This is a genomic window from Lebetimonas sp. JS138, from assembly GCF_000523335.1.
In the GTDB taxonomy this organism is placed as follows: Bacteria; Campylobacterota; Campylobacteria; order Campylobacterales; family Nautiliaceae; genus Lebetimonas.
The window spans coordinates 472,829-488,872 of record NZ_ATHT01000001.1 but is presented as its reverse complement, the minus strand read 5'-3'; the positions used below and the strand labels follow the sequence as shown (position 1 = coordinate 488,872).

The following is a 16,044-nucleotide window of genomic DNA, read 5'->3' as shown; positions in this document are numbered from 1 at the left end:
GTTGGAAAAAGTTATGAGTGTTAGAAAATTTGTTAATAAAATGTTAACATATTTGAAAATTTTTCAAAAAAATACCAAAATTATTTGATTTTTTTTAAATTTGACGTTATAATTGTGAGACAAAAAAATTAATTAAAGGAGAGAGAAGATGCTAAAAAAATTATCTTTAGCGGCTTTAGTGGCAATGGGTTCAATGAGTGTTGCAAGTGCAACTCCTCTAACAGATGCAATCAAAGGTGTGAGTCTTAACGGATTTATGAGAATCAGATATTATTATCATCAAGATAAAACAAATACAGCTACAACTGATTACAACAGATGGAGAACAAATGCTAAATTAGTATTTGGTATTCCTGTTGCAGAAAATATGAAAATCGTTTGGAGGGTTCATGCACAAACAAATGTATTAGATAAAGCTTCTTCAAATGTTTCTACAGCTGGAACAACTGGATTGGGAGATAGCTTATTCTACTTAAACTATGCAAACAACGGATTAATTGCTAATGTGGGTGTTGTTCCTCTTGGTTCATTACCGTTTGCTTCAAGCGATCCATATACAACTGCTCACGGTGCAGGTGTAGTTGCAATGTATAATGCAGGAAATGGATTAACAGTAGCTGGTGGATGGGTTGATCATATCTTTAATGCTAATGGAACAGTTGATCAAGGTAATTTAAATCTTCCAATCAGTGCAGCAACAAATAATGGGGCAAAAGATGTTTATACAGCCGGTGCTATTTATGCAAACGATGCATTCGGAAGTGCTCAGGTTTGGGATTATCATATAACAGATGCTGTTAAAAACGCATTTATTGTGATGACAAACTTAAACTTCTTAAAAGATTATGGTGTTGGAATTAAAGCTGATTTTGCTACTTCAAAATTAGATGATAAATCATTAGGTTTAACAAATGTAAGTAATCATAATTATTTCAATATAGCATTAAATGCAAATGTTTCAGGAATTAATGGTGAGGTTGGATACGCTTCAACTAACGATAAAGCCGGAGTAATTGCTACAAGTGACTATGCTGTAATTGGACAAGTTCCAGCAGAATTAAGATATAATGTAGCAAACTTAACTGATGTAGATGTATGGTATGCAAAAGCTGGATATAATATAAATGAAAAAACAAATGTTTGGGCTTCATATGTAAGTATTAATCAAAGTAACGGTAAAAATGCCGGAACTATAAATGCAACCAAAAATGTTGACAGTAATGAATTTGATGTTGGCGGAGGATATAAATTCAATAAAAAATTCGGTGTTTCAGCATATTATGCTAATTTAAATTATAACGGTGATGGAAATAATTTAGGAAATCCTGACCAACAAGAAGTTAGAGCGCAATTTATTTACAGTTTCTAATTTCTTGCCCTTTTGGGCTTTTGTTTAATAAAAAAGTGACAGACATAATTTGTTAAAATTTAAAGGCTGATTTTGGCAAAAATTGATGAAATAAAAGAAGAAATAAATTTTTTAAAAGTATGGCTTAGTATATTAATTGTTACAGTATTAGGAATGGTTGGATGGGGTATTTCAAATATAGGAAAGGTAAGTAATATATTATTAATTTTAGATGTTGTTGGTATAATTATTTTGTCATTTATAATTGTGTTAATAAATTATGCTATAATTAAAAAAATTAAGAGTTTAAAGGATTTATAATATGGAATTGCTTTTTATTTTAGCATTGATAGTTTTTATAATTTCAATAGCATTTAGTGCTTTTAAAGCCACTAAAATATAATGAAATAATCAGCTAGATTTAAAATCTGTATAATTTCATAATATTTAGAAATAGTGACAGACACAAAAATAAATTGAAAATATGTTTCATTTATGATAAAATTCATTAAAAAAGAAGGTTAATGAGATTAAAAAAAGAAGAAATTAAAATTATTAAAAATATTATTAGATTATATGATAAAAAAGCTAAAATTTATATTTTTGGAAGCAGAATTGATGATAGAAAAAAAGGAGGAGATATTGATATTTTTGTACTTTCCGATAAAATAAATTTTAAAATAAAACAAAAAATAAAAATAAAATTTTTTTTATTATTTGGGGATAGAAAAATTGATTTAATTATAACTAACAATATAAATAAAAGTGCTTTTTACAGATTTATAACAAATAACGGAGTTGAAATTTGAAAGATGTTTTATGTGAAAATGTAAAGATGCTTCTAAAGTCAAAATATTGGCTTGAAAAGTCATTTGAAAAAGTTTCTAAAATTGATTTAAACGAAGAAGAATATGAACTTTTTGAAGCATTGGCAAACAGATTTGGAAGATGTGTTGATATTTTAATAAATAGAGTTTTAAGAAGTTTGGATTTAGTTGAATTGGAAGATATTAATAAAAAACTTGATATTGTAATTAGAGCGGAAAAAAGGGGTTTTGTTGATAATTATGAATTATTAATAGAGATGAAAAATTTAAGAAATGAACTTGTAAATGAGTATATTGAAGAAGAATTAGAAGAAATTTTTATTGAAATTTTAGAATATACTCCAAAATTATTTGATATTATTAATAAAACTTTAGACTATATAAAAAAAGAAGGTTATTGTGATAGTATATAGCAAAAGAGTAGTTGAATATATTATAAAAAAACATCCAGAAATAGTAAAAGAAATTTTAATAAGTAAAAAAAAATCTAAAAATGAACTAAAAAAATTTAAAAATTTTAGAATTAAATTTATAGACAATAAATTAGCACAAAAACTCTCCCATAATCAAAATCATCAAGGATACTTTGCAAAAATAGATTTTACTCCACAAGAATATGAAATAACAGGTGAAAAAATAGTTGTTTTGGATAATATTACAGATATGGGAAATATTGGAAATATAGTTAGAACTTCTTATGCTCTAGGTATAGATTTAGTTATAATAACTGGAATTAAAGAGCTTAAATGGCCAAATATTATTCGCGCAAGTGCTGGTGCAGCAATTGATATGAGGATAATTTCTTTTTTTAATATACTGGAACTGCTTAATATTTTAAAAACAAAAGATTATAAAATTATTGGTGCCGATATGAATGGAAAATGCAGGGTTGATACACCTGATAAAACAGCTTTGGTTTTGGGAAGCGAAGGAGAGGGCTTAAGCAAAAGGGTAAAAGAAAAATTAGATGATATAATTACAATTGAAATGAAAAGGGATTTTGATTCGCTCAACGTTGCAAGTGCCGCTGCAATATTAATAGATAGGATTAGCAATGAATGCAGATGAGTTTTTTGAAAATCATTCAATAGATGAAATAAATCAAAAATTTCACCTATTTCGCTCAGATTTATTAAAAACAGAGAATTTGATAAACTGCCAAGGGTAAAATTTATAGGATTTGTTAGACTTATCGAGTTGATTTGGGTGAACTGATTGAGGAGTATGAAAATTATTATAATGAAAATAAAAAAGATGATGTTGATACTGAAAAAGTTATTTATGGGTTTTAATAATAATTTTATTTGTATTAAGCGCTTTTTTATATTTCAGCTTTATAAAATCAAAAACAAATATTAAAACCGCCGAAATTAACAACAGTGAAAAAAACGAGGTTTTGGAAAATAACATTACAGAGAATAATGAAACATTCAAAAACAGTGTGAGCGAAAAAACAATACAGAAAAATATTGAAAATAATGAATCAAATGTTTCTTTAAATACCGCCGAGAAAAAAATATTGCCAAAGAATACAATATTACAATTATTCCAAATGAAAAAGTATGGTTCAGGGCAATAAACATTGACAACAATAAAAGTGTGGAATTTCTTACAACCAATCCTAAAATATTAAAGGGAAATTATTATATTAAATTTGGGCATGGAAATTTAACTATTATTTATAATGATAAAAACATTACGCCGAATACAAAAAAAATTCTCAGGATTCTTTTAAAAAACGGAAAATTTGAATATTTGAAAAAACCAAACAGGTTTGAAAAATGAAAAAACTGATTTTTTTAATAGGAATTGTTTTATTTGCCAAAAATATGTATATAGTCAATTTAATAGGTGAGAGAGAATACAAAAATTATGAAAAACTTTTAAACAGTATTGACACTAATTTATCCCTGAAAGACACGGTAAAAAAACTTGAAAATCTGGGGCTTGTAAATCTTTTTTTTGATAAACCGAAAATTATAAACACTGAGTTTGATTTTCAAAACAGCAATCCTGTTCTGGAAGCTAAAATTTTATATAAAACACTGAATTTAATGGGTTATTATTATTTTTACCCTTCACATATTTCCTTAATAAACGGAAATTATACTCTAAATATAGAAATGAAAACAAATCATTATATCAATCCTCTGATTTTTATAAACACTCTAAAAAATTACGGATGCAAAGTGAAAAATATAATAAAAAACAAAAATATTATATAGACTGTGAAAATGCTTATCTGCCGGCTTTTCCTTTAACAGGCGAAGAAAAAAAACTTATTAATGCAAAAGGAGAATACTGGGTAAACCCAAACGGATTTAAAAAAATAAAAATAGTTACTTCAAAATTTGACAATTGGTATCCTTATATTGTTTTTATATAATTTCATATAAAAAAACATTTAAAAGTATGGCGGTAGATATACCGGAATATACAGCGTATATAAAAATAAAAGACAACTTTTCGAAAATTAATTTTAAAAGAGGTATCTTAATTAAAGGAATAAAATGAATCATTTTGAAAGAATAGAAAGACTTCCAAATTATATTTTTGCCGTAATAAACGAGCTTAAACTCCAAGCACGCAGGGCGGGGGAAGATATTATCGATTTTTCAATGGGAAATCCCGACGGTCCTACTCCAAAACCGATTGTTGATAAACTTGTTGAAGCGGCAAGAAAGCCTAAAAATCACAGATATTCAGTCAGTAAAGGTATTTATAAATTAAGAGAAGCCGTCTGTAATTGGTATGCAAGAAGATATAATGTGACCCTTAATCCCGAAACAGAAGCTGTTGTGACAATGGGCAGCAAAGAAGGTTATGTCCATTTGACCCAGGCCGTTACAAACGTGGGGGATGTGGCCATTGTGCCCGATCCAACTTACCCAATTCATTCATATGCCTTTATGCTTGCTGGGGCAAGTGTCAGAAAAGTAAAACTTACATACAATAAAGAGTATGAATTAAATGAAGACGATTTTTTTGCCCAGTTGAAACAGGCCATGATAGAATCAGTGCCTAAACCTAAATTTTTGGTTTTAAATTTTCCACATAATCCCACAACGGTAACTGTAAATAAAGATTTTTGGCAAAAGGCGGTTGATTTTGCAAAAAGTGAAGGACTTTATATTATAAGCGACATTGCATATGCGGATATTACGTTTGACGGATATAAAACGCCGTCTGTTTTCGAGGCCAATGGAGCCAAAGAAGTTGCGGTTGAGAGTTTTACCCTCTCAAAAAGTTACAATATGGCTGGATGGAGAGTGGGCTTTATGGTAGGAAATCCTGTGCTTATAGGCGCTCTTCAAAAATATAAATCATGGATTGATTATGGAATGTTTACACCTATTCAGGTGGCTGCAACAGTGGCACTCAGGGATTATACACATTTGGTCAAAGATGTGGTTGAAACATATGAAAAAAGAAGAGAAGTCCTGATTGAAAGTTTTGCAAATGCGGGATGGGAGATAGAAAAACCGAGAGCCACAATGTTTGTTTGGGCTAAAATTCCAGAAGTTGCAAGGCATTTAGGAAGTTTAGAGTTTTCCAAAAGGCTTTTAACGGAAGCCCATATTGCGCTTAGCCCTGGAATAGGATTTGGGGCTTACGGGGACGAGTATGTAAGAATTGCTTTAATTGAAAATGAAAAAAGAATTCGACAGGCCGCTATTTAAAGGAAAGCAATGGTTAAAATCGGGATAGTGGGTCTTGGAACTGTCGGAAGCAGTGTTGTTAAGGTTTTGACATAATAACATCAAGGGCGGGGAAAGAAATAATTCCCGTAAGGGGGGAGATGTTGATATTGAACTTACCGATGATTATAAAAAAGTTACAAGAGATAAAAATATTGATATAGTTGTGGAATTAATGGGGGGAGTAGAAGAAGCTTATGAAGTGGTTAGTGATGCCTTAAAACATAATAAGGCGGTTGTCAGCGCAAACAAGGCACTTCTCGCTTATCACAGATTCGAGCTTCAGAAATTGGCTAAAACACCGTTTGAATATGAAGCGAGTGTGGCGGGCGGAATTCCTATAATTAAAGCATTAAGAGACGGACTCAGTGCAAATCATATTGATGAAATTCAGGGTATTATAAACGGTACGTGCAATTATATTTTAACCGAAATGAAAAAAGGCAGGGATTATCATGAAGTTTTAAAAGAAGCCCAGAAGCTTGGCTATGCAGAAGCCGACCCCACTTTTGACGTCGGCGGTTTTGACACTGCCCATAAACTTTTAATCCTGGCAAGTATCGCCTATAATATTGATGCAAAACCGGAAGATATTTTAATTGAGGGAATAGAAAATATAAATTTAACAGATATTGAATTTGCCAGGGAATTTGATTATGAAATAAAACTTCTCGGAATTGCCAAAAAAATAGATAACGAAGTGGAACTCAGGGTTCATCCGACACTTATTCCAAAAAATAAAATGATTGCAAAGGTTGGGGGTGTTATGAACGCCGTCAGTGTAATAGGCGATGTTGTCGGAGAAAGCGTATATTACGGTCCCGGAGCCGGAGGAAATGCAACAGCGAGTGCCGTAATCAGTGATATAATAGAAATTGTCAGAGGCCAAAACAAACCTATGCTCGGATACAAAAGACCTCTTGAAATTGAAAAATTAACTTTAAAAACTCCTGATGAAATTGAAACAAAGTATTATTTAAGAATTGCAGTAAACGATGAAATTGGAGTACTTGAGAAAATTGCGCATATTCTGGCAAAAAACGATATTTCGGTTGAAAGTTTTCTCCTTTTTGCAACCCATAAGTCTCTTGAAAAAAATATAAAAAAAGCAGTGGTCGAAATAGAAAAAGAAGAATTTGTATTAAAACCGATTAATTATATCAGAATAGAAGAATGATAAATAAACTGAGAAAAATCTTTCTTTTTTTTAACGTAAAAGACGAACTTTTAAAAGAAATTGCCTCTTTTTGCTTAATAAAAAAGTATACTAAAAATGAAATAATATTTTTTGAAGGGGAAAAAAGAAATAAATTTTTTGCAATAATAAAAGGTCATATTTTAATGTATGATTCAAATGAAAAAGGGGATGTTATACCTAAAAACCAGTTTGGCTGCGGAGATGTTTTCGGGCTTATTTCTCAGATACAAAACAGGCCTTATTGTCTTAGCGCAGTAGCTCAAAGCGAAAGTGATTTGATAGAAATAGATTTTTCAAATTTTTCCAACTATATTTCAAAACCCCCCTTCAGCGACAGAATCATAAAAATGCTCAGTAATCAGATTTTACAGGAAGTGGAATTTAATAAACTTCAAAAATATGATGCAACAAAAAGGGTTATTTTGAAAAAATATATGCTGGCAAAAGAACTCGGCATGAGCCCGGAGACTCTCAGCAGAATTTTAAGCAGGCTCAAAAATGACGGAATTATATGTTATTGTGAAAAATCAATAAAAGTAACGGATAAAGAAAAATTAAGGGATATTATAAATGGTAGCGTTTCATATACACAGTGATTATTCGCTTTTACATTCAACCATTAAAATAAAAGAGCTTGTTAAAAAAGCAAAAGAGTATGGATACAAAACGCTTGGAATAACAGAACTTGACAATATGTTCAGCGCAATTGAATTTTATGAAGAATGCAAAAAATTTGAAATAAAACCGATTATAGGAAGCGAAGTAATTATAAAAAGAGATGATGTTTTTTCAAGAATGATTCTGCTTAAAACCGGCTATGATAATTTAATGTATTTAAGCTCAATTGCCTATTTGTATTATTATAAAAAAGTTCCTTTTATCCCTTTTGAAGAACTAATTAAAAATCAGCAGGGTCTTATTACAGTTTTTCCGATGATGGAGAGTGAAATAGGTTTTCATCTGAATCTGTTTGATGAAGATAATGTTTTAAAAGGTGCCGGCGGATTGGAAAAGGCAAAGGAAATTATAAAAATTTATAAAAACAGTTTAAATGAAATCTTTTTGGAAATAAGGCGTGATTCTTTTAAAGAAAGACTTGTTGAAAATGATTTTTTAACCATTTCAAATGAATTTGATATACCTATTCTTGCAAGCAGTAATATTTTTTATCTTCAAAAAGGGGATTATATCTATAAAGACGCACTTGAATGCATAGAAAACAATAAACTCTTTGACGATTTGCACAGAAAATTCGAAGTAAGAGAAAATTATTTTCCTTCCCCTGAAGAATTTGAAAAAAAATTTGCCGATTTACCGGAGGCTATTGAAAATACGGACAGACTGTCCGAGGGTATTAATCTGGAAATTCCTCTTGGGAATCCTACACCCCCTACATTTAAATTTACAAAAGAATATGCTTCCAAAGAAGGGTTAAATTTTGAAAAAGATGTGGAATATTTTGAATATAAATGCCGTGAAGGTTTAAAAGAAAGATTGAAACAGATTCCAAAAGAGCTGCATAAAAAATATGAAGATAGGCTCGAATATGAAATTGACAAAAAAAATGAAATTTCCCGGTTATATGCTGATTGTCTGGGATTTTGTAAGAGAGGCTAAAAGAAGAAAAATTCCTGTGGGCCCCGGAAGGGGAAGTGCAGCCGGAAGCCTGGTCGCATATTCGCTAAAAATAACAAATTTAGACCCCATCAGGTATCAGCTTTTGTTTGAGAGGTTTTTAAATCCCCAGAGGGTTTCAATGCCGGATATCGATATGGATTTTTGTCAGGAAAGAAGAGGGGAGATTATCGAATATGTAAGGGAAAAATACGGCAAGGTAAATGTGGCCCAGGTGGTAACTTTCGGTTCACTTCTTGCAAAAGGAGTGCTCCGTGATGTTGCAAGAATTTTCGGAATAAAATATGACGAAGCGGATAAATTTGTAAAACTGATTCCGGACCAGCTCGGTATCACGCTTGACAAATCCCTTGATATTGAACCTAAAATAAAAGATATTATTACAGAAGAGCCGTTATATAACAGATTATATTCTTTCGGAAGAAAGCTTGAAGGTTTAAAAAGAAATACGGGTATGCATGCCGCCGGAGTGGTAATCAGCGATGAAGAGCTTTGGAAAAAATCCCCTTTATACAGGCCCTCAGAAAATGATGATACGATTGTAACGCAGTATTCACTGAATTATCTTGAGCCTGTGGATTTGATTAAATTCGACTTTTTAGGATTAAAAACGTTAACGGTAATAGACAGGGCTATTAAAAATATAAAAATGAACAAAAACACAGATGTGGATATAGATAATTTAAATCTGGAAGATGAAAATATATTTAAATTAATCCAATCGGGTAAAACTCTGGGTCTGTTTCAGATAGAATCGGACGGTATGAGGGATTTGGCAAAAAGATTAAAACCTACTACATTCGAAGATATTATAGCTATGCTTGCCCTTTACCGCCCCGGACCAATGGAGAGCGGAATGCTTGATGATTATATAGAAAGAAAACACGGAAAATGATGAATTCGAAACAGCCCTAAAGCCTATTTTGGAACCTACATACGGTGTTATTGTTTATCAGGAACAGGTTATGCAGATAGTTCAGGCAATAGGCGGATTCAGTTTGGGGGAAGCGGATATCATAAGAAGGGCGATGGGAAAGAAAAAAGCGGATGTTATGGCCAAATATTCGGAAGAATTTGCAACCCGTGCAGCCCAGAGGGGTTTTTCTTATGAAAATGCCAAAAATCTGTTTAATTTAATAGAAAAATTTGCAGGTTACGGATTTAACAAATCACATTCGGCCGCTTACGCATATATTACATATCAGACTTCTTTTTTAAAAGCATATTATCCCGCAGAATTTTTTGCGGCACTTTTAACCTATGAAGCGGATAATACCGATAAAATTGCTAAATATATAGAAGAAGCCAAATCACTCAATATAGAGATTCTACCTCCTAATGTAAATAAATCAAATGCCGAGTTTACCCCTACAGGTGAAAAAATTTTATTTGGGCTCAGTGCGATAAAAGGGGTCGGCAGCAAAGCTATTGAAAGTATTACTCAAAACAGGCCGTTTAGCGATTTAAATGACTTTATTTTAAAAATCGATACAGGCAAAGTAAATAAAAAAGTGCTTGAACAGCTTGTGAAATCAGGGGCAATGGATGATTTCGGTTATTCAAGAAAAGCCCTTTTAAATGCAATTGAAGATATGTTGGAATATAAAAAAAGGGTGCAGGAGAGAAAAAATGCCATGCATCATGCAAATTCATTATTTGCTGATATGGAAGATGAGGAAATTGAAGAAAAATTGGAAATCCCAAAATTAGCCGAATTTGATATTAAAACACTTCTTGAAGGCGAATATGAAACACTTGGGTTTTATGTATCGGCACATCCTCTTGACCCTTTTAAAAAAGAAATAGAAAAGCTTGATTATAACCTTTCAAGCGATATAGAGGAAATTATAGGAAAAGAAGCGCTTTTTGTAGGTAAAATTGATACTATGAAAGTTAGAATTTCAAAAAGAGGCAATAAATTTGCAATTGCAACTTTAATGGATTTTCACGGTAAAATAGATATTATGATATTTGAAAGGGATTTAGAACATCTTGAAAAATTAAATCTTGATGAACCTTTGGCAATCAAGGCACATGTGGATAAGGTTGCCGATTATTTAAGAATTACCTGTAAAAAAATTCTTCCATTAAAAGAAGCGGAAAATGAAAAAGGTGCAAAAAAAGAACAGATATGTGTTATAGAAAAGGAAATTGGTAAAAATTATGAGGAAGATTTGATAAAAATTTATAATGAAATTATAAAAAATCCAGGAGAAAAAAGAGCTGTTTTACTTTTAAAAACTCCTTTTGGATTCAGTTTAAAAGTAAATACAAATCTAAGAACCTCAATTAATTAAATCAATTCTTTTATCTTTTCTTTAAAATTACACAAAAACATTGGAAATTCACTATCAACTTTACTTAAATCCACATATTCCCTAAAAAAAGTATCTATATCTATTCCTTTTTGCATTCCAAGAGAAAAACCTTTAAACATCTCTTTAAGTTTTGGAGAATCAATAAGTTCGATTAAATTTTCGCAGTAGCTTATCCCTTCCTCATACATTTTTTCTTTATAATATCCTACAATATTATCAAACAGTGTAACTAAAACAAATAATTCTTCTTCGTTGGAAACATCGAACTTTTCATTGTTTGCCATTTTTTGCTGATAATATAAAAAGCTTTCGTTAAAAGCTTTTTCAAATTCTTCCCGGGCTTTTTGGATATCGTTTTTGCTTAAGGCGTTTCTGAATTCAATATAATGTGTTTTTACTGACATATTTGTCCTTTTTTGAAATTTTAACATTTTATTTGCTTTTTTTTTCAAACAGTGTTATAATGTCACTGCAAATTTAATTTTAGGAAAAGAAACATGAAAACACTTTACGTAGGAAACATTAACTATCAAGCAACTGAAGAAGATTTAAAACCTTTATTCGCAGAATATGGGGAAGTAGTTTCAGTTAAGATTATTAATGACAGAGAAACAGGTAGAAGCAAAGGATTTGGATTCGTTGAAATGGAAAGCGGAGCCGACACAGCTGTAGAAGAACTTGACGGCAAAGAATTCCAAGGCAGAAGACTTAGAGTAAACGAAGCTAGACCAAGAGCTCCAAGAGGAGAATAATTTCTTCTCTTTAATACCTTAAAGAAAAAGTGTCTGTCACTATATTGGTAGCATGTAAAATCTTTTTTTATTTTTGATTAAATTTTATTTGCTTAATATCTGTTTTTGATTTTCTGAAAAATTAACAATCATAATAATATTAAAATTGATAATTATTCTGACAATTTCGCAATGGGTGAATAGTGAGTCGTGAAAAGTTATTAGTAATTTATAATTAGTAACTGTTCAATAATTGTAAAATTATTTATGGGGATTGGCATAATTATTTCTCTATGTTATATTATTTTTATATTTATATTTTTCAAAAATTTGTAAAAGAATGTTAATTTTTGGTAAAATGTTAAAAAATTAAAAGGAGAAATAATGGCATTATTTGATGAAGTAAAAGAAGTAATAGTTGAGCAGTTAAATGTAAGCCCAGAAGAAGTTAAACCGGAAGCGAGATTCGTAGAAGATTTGGGTGCTGACAGCTTAGACGTAGTTGAAATGATTATGGCTTTGGAAGAAAAATTCGAAATTGAAATTCCGGACAGCGAAGCTGAAAAAATCCAGACTGTCCAAGACGTAGTTGATTATATAGAAAAAGCTAAAAACTCTTAATTTCCCCTCTCTTTTTGAGAGTGGTAAGTAATAAATAAATTTTTTATTTATTACCTACTACTTTAAAAGGATGTCTATGAGAATAGTTGTAACTGGTATAGGAATGATAAATTCGGTTGGTTTAAACAAAAATGAGAGTTTTGATAATATAATTTCCGGAAAAACAGGTGTTGGGAGAATTACGCATTTTGACCCTGACGGTTATGCTTCTCAGGTTGCAGGGGAAGTTAAAGGATTCGATCCTAAAACCATAATGAATCCGAAAGATGTAAAAAAAGCTGACAGGTTTATTCATTTTGGACTTGCCGCTGCCAAAGAGGCCATGGCCGACAGCGGGCTTGAAAGTTATAATGAGAATAGATTCGGTGTGAGTGCGGCAAGCGGAATAGGTGGACTTCCGGTGATTGAAAAAGCGAGTGTTATTGTAGAAACGAGGGGTCCAAGAAGGATTTCCCCGTTTTTTATTCCAAGTGCACTTGTTAATATGCTTGGTGGATTTGTTTCCATTGAATATAAATTAAAAGGTCCAAATCTCGCAAATGTAACCGCTTGTGCGGCGGGAACCCATGCCATTACTCAGGCTGTTAAAACAATGAAAGCCGGAATGGCAGATAAAATGATGGTTGTTGCAGGCGAAGCCTGTATATGTCCTGTCGGGGTAGGCGGATTTTCAGCAATGAAAGCGCTTTCAACAAGAAATGATGAACCGGAAAAATCATCACGTCCGTTTGATGCACAAAGAGACGGTTTTGTAATGGGTGAAGGCGGAGCTTGTTTAATATTGGAAAAATATGAAGATGCAATTGAAAGAGGCGCTAAAATATATGCAGAAATTATGGGAATAGGGGAAAGTGCAGATGCAAATCATATCACCACTCCTGCCCCTGGGGGAGAAGGTGCATACAGAGCCATGAAAATGGCTTATGAAATGGCGGGAGAGCCAAAAGTAGATTATATCAATGCCCACGGAACTTCTACTAAATATAATGATTTATACGAAACAATGGCTATTAAAGCATTGTTTGGAGGAAAAGAAAAATGTCCTCCGGTTAGTTCAACAAAAGGCGCCACAGGCCATTGTTTAGGAGCTGCGGGAACAATAGAAGCTGTTATTACGCTTATGGCAATGGAAAAAAACATTTTACCTCCTACTGTTAATTATGAAGAACCGGATCCGGAATGTGATTTGGATTACGTACCTAACGTGGCAAGAGAAGGCGAAATTAATGTAGCTATGAGCAATTCTTTTGGATTTGGCGGAACAAACGGCGTTGTAATTTTTAAAAAGGTATAATTTGGCAAGTTTGGATTTTGGAAGAGATTAAATCTCAGATAGATATTTCAAAAATAAAAGGCGATATACATGCAGCCGAAACACTCGAGAAAGAACTTAAAAAAGAGATAGAAAACCTAACTCCATATCAAAAGCTTCAACTTGCCCGTCATCCTGACAGGCCGCATGCTGAGGATATAATAAATCTTATTATGAATGAAAAATACGAACTTCACGGAGACAGGGAATTTAGAGACGACCCGGCAATTGTATGTTATATAGGTAAAATCAGTGATGTTGAATGTGTGGTAATAGGAGAAGAAAAAGGTAGAAATACAAAAGAAAAAATAACAAGAAATTTTGGTATGCCCCATCCCGAAGGATACAGAAAGGCTCTCAGGGTCGCAAAATTAGCTGAAAAATTTAATTTACCTATACTTTTTTTAATAGATACCCCAGGGGCATTTCCGGGTATAGGGGCAGAAGAAAGAGGACAAAGCGAAGCAATTGCAAAAAATTTATTTGAACTCAGCAGAATTAAAACACCTACCGTTTCTATTGTTATAGGGGAAGGCGGAAGCGGAGGCGCACTTGCTATAGGTGTGGCAGACAAATTTGCAATGCTTAAATATTCAGTTTTCAGTGTAATATCTCCTGAAGGATGTGCAGCAATTTTGTGGGGTGACGGAAGCAAAGCAGAAACAGCTACAAAAGCACTTAAAATTTCTGCTCAGGAACTTAAAAAATTAGGTCTTGTAGATGATATTATTGATGAACCTCTTGAGGGTGCCCACAGAGATTATAAAACTACCGCTGATAACATAAAGGAATATTTTCTCAAAAACATAAAAAATTTGAAAGAACTCTCAACTGACGAATTATTACAACAAAGATTTGAAAAATATTTAAACTACGGTTCTTTTGAAACATCTGCCAAATAACAACAAAAAACAAGGATTAAAAAATGAGAAAATTAATTTTAAGTGTTTTAACTTTCGGTTGCCAATAATATTAATTTACAGATAAGCAATTCTACTGCTGCAATAGGCACAGAAAGCGGAATAATAGACAATAATATAAAAGCCAGGGCGCAGTTTATATATAACAATAATTCTAATAAACACAATTTTTTTTCGGCAGGTGTTAAAGCCGAAGGAAATTTAATAGGTATGGAATATCAAAATATCAAATTTTCTGTAATAATAGATGCAGTCCATACTAAAAGCAATACCGCAATACCTGTGGGAATAGGAATTTTTACGTATTTACCCAATGTTTCTTTGCCTGTATATGTAAAAGCAGAAGGTGAATACGCTCCAAAAATATTAAGTTTTGACGAAGCCGACAGATTTAGCAGAATAGATGCGCAAATCGGATATTTTCCAATAGATAATGCCCAAATTTTTCTTGGTTATAGAGATATAAGTTTTAATCAGAATTATAACAACTCTATTTATGGAGGAATAGGTTACAATTTTTAAGAAGATGGAATTAATCCTCCCATCTTCTTCTAAAACCGAACCCCCTTCCGTAGCCACGGCCCAATTCTCTGCCTCTGCATCCGTAACCACGTCCAAATCCGGCCCCTCTTCCGTATCCGTATCCTCTTTGCTCATCTCTTTCATCAAATGCTCTGTTTCCAAAACCTCTTCCGTAACCGTATCCTCTGCCGTATCCGAAACCTCTTCCATATCCGAAACCTCTTCCATATCCTCTTTCAAATTCTCTCATATCTTCCTCCTTAATTTGATTTAATGCGTTTTCGATATTTTTTTCATCAGTTTCATAAGGAATAATTCCCTCTCGTTCAAGATTTACTCCCATACCTTCACCAAATTCATGTGATACCAGAACATTGACTCCGGCTTCTGCCAATAGTGGAGGTATGAGCCTGCCTGTACCAAGGCCTCTTTGATGTTCTTTTGTTCCTTTTAAATCAATATGTTCTTCTTGAATTGTTTTCATAACAGGGTTTTCAATATAAGTTCTTTCTCCTATTTTTGTATCTACAATCAAGAAACCTTTACAAAGTCCAATATGACTTGCTATAGTTTCTTTATTGTTTGTTGGAAATGCTATTTTCATTTTTCACTCCTTAAAAGTTTTCTATTTCTATTGCTTTGCCTTCAAGTAAGGCAGAAGCTATTTTTTTTCTTGCATTGTTTAAAATTCTGCTGAATGTCGGTCTGGAAATTTCCATCTCTTTTGCCGCATCTTCTTGATACATTTCATTATAATCGGCAAGTCTGATGGCTTCAATTTCATCTCTGGATAAATTAATATATTCCAAATTATGTCCCGGCATTCCGCAGGGTTTAAAACAGTTATGATGAAATTTACCTCTTATTCTTCTTCTGATTTTTTTAGGCAATTTAAATCCTTTAGAACATATGTT

At 32.2% G+C, this 16,044-nt stretch carries 18 protein-coding genes and 1 pseudogene; 16 read left to right on the top strand and 3 right to left on the bottom strand.

Features of this window, described 5'->3' with window-relative positions; all coding sequences use genetic code 11:
- Positions 1-148 precede the first annotated feature (148 nt).
- From DZ67_RS0102695 to dnaE, 11 genes and pseudogenes are all read left to right on the top strand, one after another.
- Positions 149-1,369 (top strand): major outer membrane protein, encoded by a 1,221-nt coding sequence (locus tag DZ67_RS0102695; protein WP_024787145.1) that lies wholly within the window; start codon positions 149-151, stop codon positions 1,367-1,369.
- A 72-nt stretch (positions 1,370-1,441) separates the two neighbouring features.
- Complete coding sequence (locus tag DZ67_RS0102690; RefSeq protein ID WP_024787144.1) at positions 1,442-1,669, top strand: hypothetical protein; 228 nt, start codon at positions 1,442-1,444, stop codon at positions 1,667-1,669.
- A gap of 203 nt (positions 1,670-1,872) precedes the next feature.
- The gene (locus DZ67_RS0102680) at positions 1,873-2,157 is read left to right on the top strand and encodes a nucleotidyltransferase domain-containing protein (protein ID WP_024789362.1); all 285 of its coding nucleotides are present in this window, start codon (positions 1,873-1,875) and stop codon (positions 2,155-2,157) included.
- Positions 2,154-2,588 (top strand): hypothetical protein, encoded by a 435-nt coding sequence (locus DZ67_RS0102675; protein WP_024787142.1) that lies wholly within the window; start codon positions 2,154-2,156, stop codon positions 2,586-2,588. The genes DZ67_RS0102680 and DZ67_RS0102675 overlap by 4 nt, the downstream gene beginning before the upstream one ends.
- The gene (locus tag DZ67_RS0102670) at positions 2,575-3,243 is read left to right on the top strand and encodes a TrmH family RNA methyltransferase (RefSeq protein WP_024787141.1); all 669 of its coding nucleotides are present in this window, start codon (positions 2,575-2,577) and stop codon (positions 3,241-3,243) included. The genes DZ67_RS0102675 and DZ67_RS0102670 overlap by 14 nt, the downstream gene beginning before the upstream one ends.
- A 713-nt stretch (positions 3,244-3,956) precedes the next feature.
- Positions 3,957-4,400 (top strand): hypothetical protein, encoded by a 444-nt coding sequence (locus tag DZ67_RS0102645; RefSeq protein WP_024787138.1) that lies wholly within the window; start codon positions 3,957-3,959, stop codon positions 4,398-4,400.
- Positions 4,358-4,561 carry a hypothetical protein gene (locus tag DZ67_RS0102640; protein WP_024787137.1) on the top strand — a complete coding sequence of 68 codons (204 nt, stop codon included), beginning with the start codon at positions 4,358-4,360 and terminating at the stop codon, positions 4,559-4,561. The genes DZ67_RS0102645 and DZ67_RS0102640 overlap by 43 nt, the downstream gene beginning before the upstream one ends.
- Before the next feature lie 124 nt (positions 4,562-4,685).
- Positions 4,686-5,855 carry an LL-diaminopimelate aminotransferase gene (locus DZ67_RS09720; protein WP_035907035.1) on the top strand — a complete coding sequence of 390 codons (1,170 nt, stop codon included), beginning with the start codon at positions 4,686-4,688 and terminating at the stop codon, positions 5,853-5,855.
- Between the two features lie 79 nt (positions 5,856-5,934).
- On the top strand, positions 5,935-7,050 hold the full coding sequence (locus DZ67_RS09715) for a homoserine dehydrogenase (RefSeq protein WP_328286461.1): 1,116 nt from the start codon (positions 5,935-5,937) through the stop codon (positions 7,048-7,050).
- Positions 7,047-7,667, top strand: coding sequence for a Crp/Fnr family transcriptional regulator (locus DZ67_RS0102620; protein ID WP_024787136.1), 621 nt, complete (start codon positions 7,047-7,049; stop codon positions 7,665-7,667). Before DZ67_RS09715 ends, DZ67_RS0102620 begins: the two co-directional genes overlap by 4 nt.
- Positions 7,642-11,003: pseudogene (dnaE, locus tag DZ67_RS11215) on the top strand (DNA polymerase III subunit alpha). The gene DZ67_RS0102620 and the pseudogene dnaE overlap by 26 nt, the downstream one beginning before the upstream one ends.
- Here dnaE and DZ67_RS0102610 read toward each other — a convergent pair.
- Entirely contained in the window at positions 11,000-11,428 is a 429-nt protein-coding gene (locus DZ67_RS0102610; RefSeq protein ID WP_024787135.1) for a hypothetical protein, read from the bottom strand. The pseudogene dnaE and the gene DZ67_RS0102610 overlap by 4 nt on opposite strands.
- A 93-nt stretch (positions 11,429-11,521) precedes the next feature.
- Here DZ67_RS0102610 and DZ67_RS0102605 point away from each other — a divergent pair, with 93 nt between their 5' ends.
- The 5 genes from DZ67_RS0102605 to DZ67_RS10200 all read left to right on the top strand — a co-directional run bounded on the left by DZ67_RS0102605 (position 11,522) and on the right by DZ67_RS10200 (position 15,130).
- Complete coding sequence (locus DZ67_RS0102605) at positions 11,522-11,776, top strand: RNA recognition motif domain-containing protein (protein WP_024787134.1); 255 nt, start codon at positions 11,522-11,524, stop codon at positions 11,774-11,776.
- Between the two features lie 363 nt (positions 11,777-12,139).
- A complete protein-coding gene (gene acpP / locus DZ67_RS0102600) occupies positions 12,140-12,376 on the top strand; it encodes an acyl carrier protein (RefSeq protein WP_024787133.1) in 237 nt (78 codons plus the stop codon).
- Positions 12,377-12,452: 76 nt separating this feature from the next.
- The gene (locus DZ67_RS0102595; RefSeq protein ID WP_024787132.1) at positions 12,453-13,670 is read left to right on the top strand and encodes a beta-ketoacyl-ACP synthase II; all 1,218 of its coding nucleotides are present in this window, start codon (positions 12,453-12,455) and stop codon (positions 13,668-13,670) included.
- Between the two features lie 17 nt (positions 13,671-13,687).
- Positions 13,688-14,590 (top strand): acetyl-CoA carboxylase carboxyl transferase subunit alpha, encoded by a 903-nt coding sequence (accA, locus tag DZ67_RS0102590; RefSeq protein ID WP_024787131.1) that lies wholly within the window; start codon positions 13,688-13,690, stop codon positions 14,588-14,590.
- A 228-nt stretch (positions 14,591-14,818) separates the two neighbouring features.
- On the top strand, positions 14,819-15,130 hold the full coding sequence (locus DZ67_RS10200) for a YfaZ family outer membrane protein (protein ID WP_051428458.1): 312 nt from the start codon (positions 14,819-14,821) through the stop codon (positions 15,128-15,130).
- Positions 15,131-15,140: 10 nt separating this feature from the next.
- On the opposite strand, the gene DZ67_RS0102580 is transcribed toward DZ67_RS10200, so the two are convergent.
- Entirely contained in the window at positions 15,141-15,734 is a 594-nt protein-coding gene (locus DZ67_RS0102580; protein WP_024787130.1) for a NifB/NifX family molybdenum-iron cluster-binding protein, read from the bottom strand.
- A 10-nt stretch (positions 15,735-15,744) separates the two neighbouring features.
- Positions 15,745-16,020 (bottom strand): DUF134 domain-containing protein, encoded by a 276-nt coding sequence (locus tag DZ67_RS0102575; RefSeq protein WP_024787129.1) that lies wholly within the window; start codon positions 16,018-16,020, stop codon positions 15,745-15,747.
- Positions 16,021-16,044 lie beyond the last annotated feature (24 nt).

Coding starts and splice junctions, on each gene's coding strand:
- DZ67_RS0102695 (WP_024787145.1), top strand. CDS start 149: ATGCTAAAAAAATTATCTTTAGCGGCTTTAGTGGCAATGGGTTCAATG.
- DZ67_RS0102680 (WP_024789362.1), top strand. CDS start 1,873: ATGAGATTAAAAAAAGAAGAAATTAAAATTATTAAAAATATTATTAGA.
- DZ67_RS0102645 (WP_024787138.1), top strand. CDS start 3,957: ATGAAAAAACTGATTTTTTTAATAGGAATTGTTTTATTTGCCAAAAAT.
- DZ67_RS0102640 (WP_024787137.1), top strand. CDS start 4,358: ATGCAAAGTGAAAAATATAATAAAAAACAAAAATATTATATAGACTGT.
- DZ67_RS09720 (WP_035907035.1), top strand. CDS start 4,686: ATGAATCATTTTGAAAGAATAGAAAGACTTCCAAATTATATTTTTGCC.
- DZ67_RS0102620 (WP_024787136.1), top strand. CDS start 7,047: ATGATAAATAAACTGAGAAAAATCTTTCTTTTTTTTAACGTAAAAGAC.
- DZ67_RS0102610 (WP_024787135.1), bottom strand. CDS start 11,428: ATGTCAGTAAAAACACATTATATTGAATTCAGAAACGCCTTAAGCAAA.
- DZ67_RS0102605 (WP_024787134.1), top strand. CDS start 11,522: ATGAAAACACTTTACGTAGGAAACATTAACTATCAAGCAACTGAAGAA.
- acpP (WP_024787133.1), top strand. CDS start 12,140: ATGGCATTATTTGATGAAGTAAAAGAAGTAATAGTTGAGCAGTTAAAT.
- DZ67_RS0102595 (WP_024787132.1), top strand. CDS start 12,453: ATGAGAATAGTTGTAACTGGTATAGGAATGATAAATTCGGTTGGTTTA.
- DZ67_RS10200 (WP_051428458.1), top strand. CDS start 14,819: ATGGAATATCAAAATATCAAATTTTCTGTAATAATAGATGCAGTCCAT.
- DZ67_RS0102580 (WP_024787130.1), bottom strand. CDS start 15,734: ATGAAAATAGCATTTCCAACAAACAATAAAGAAACTATAGCAAGTCAT.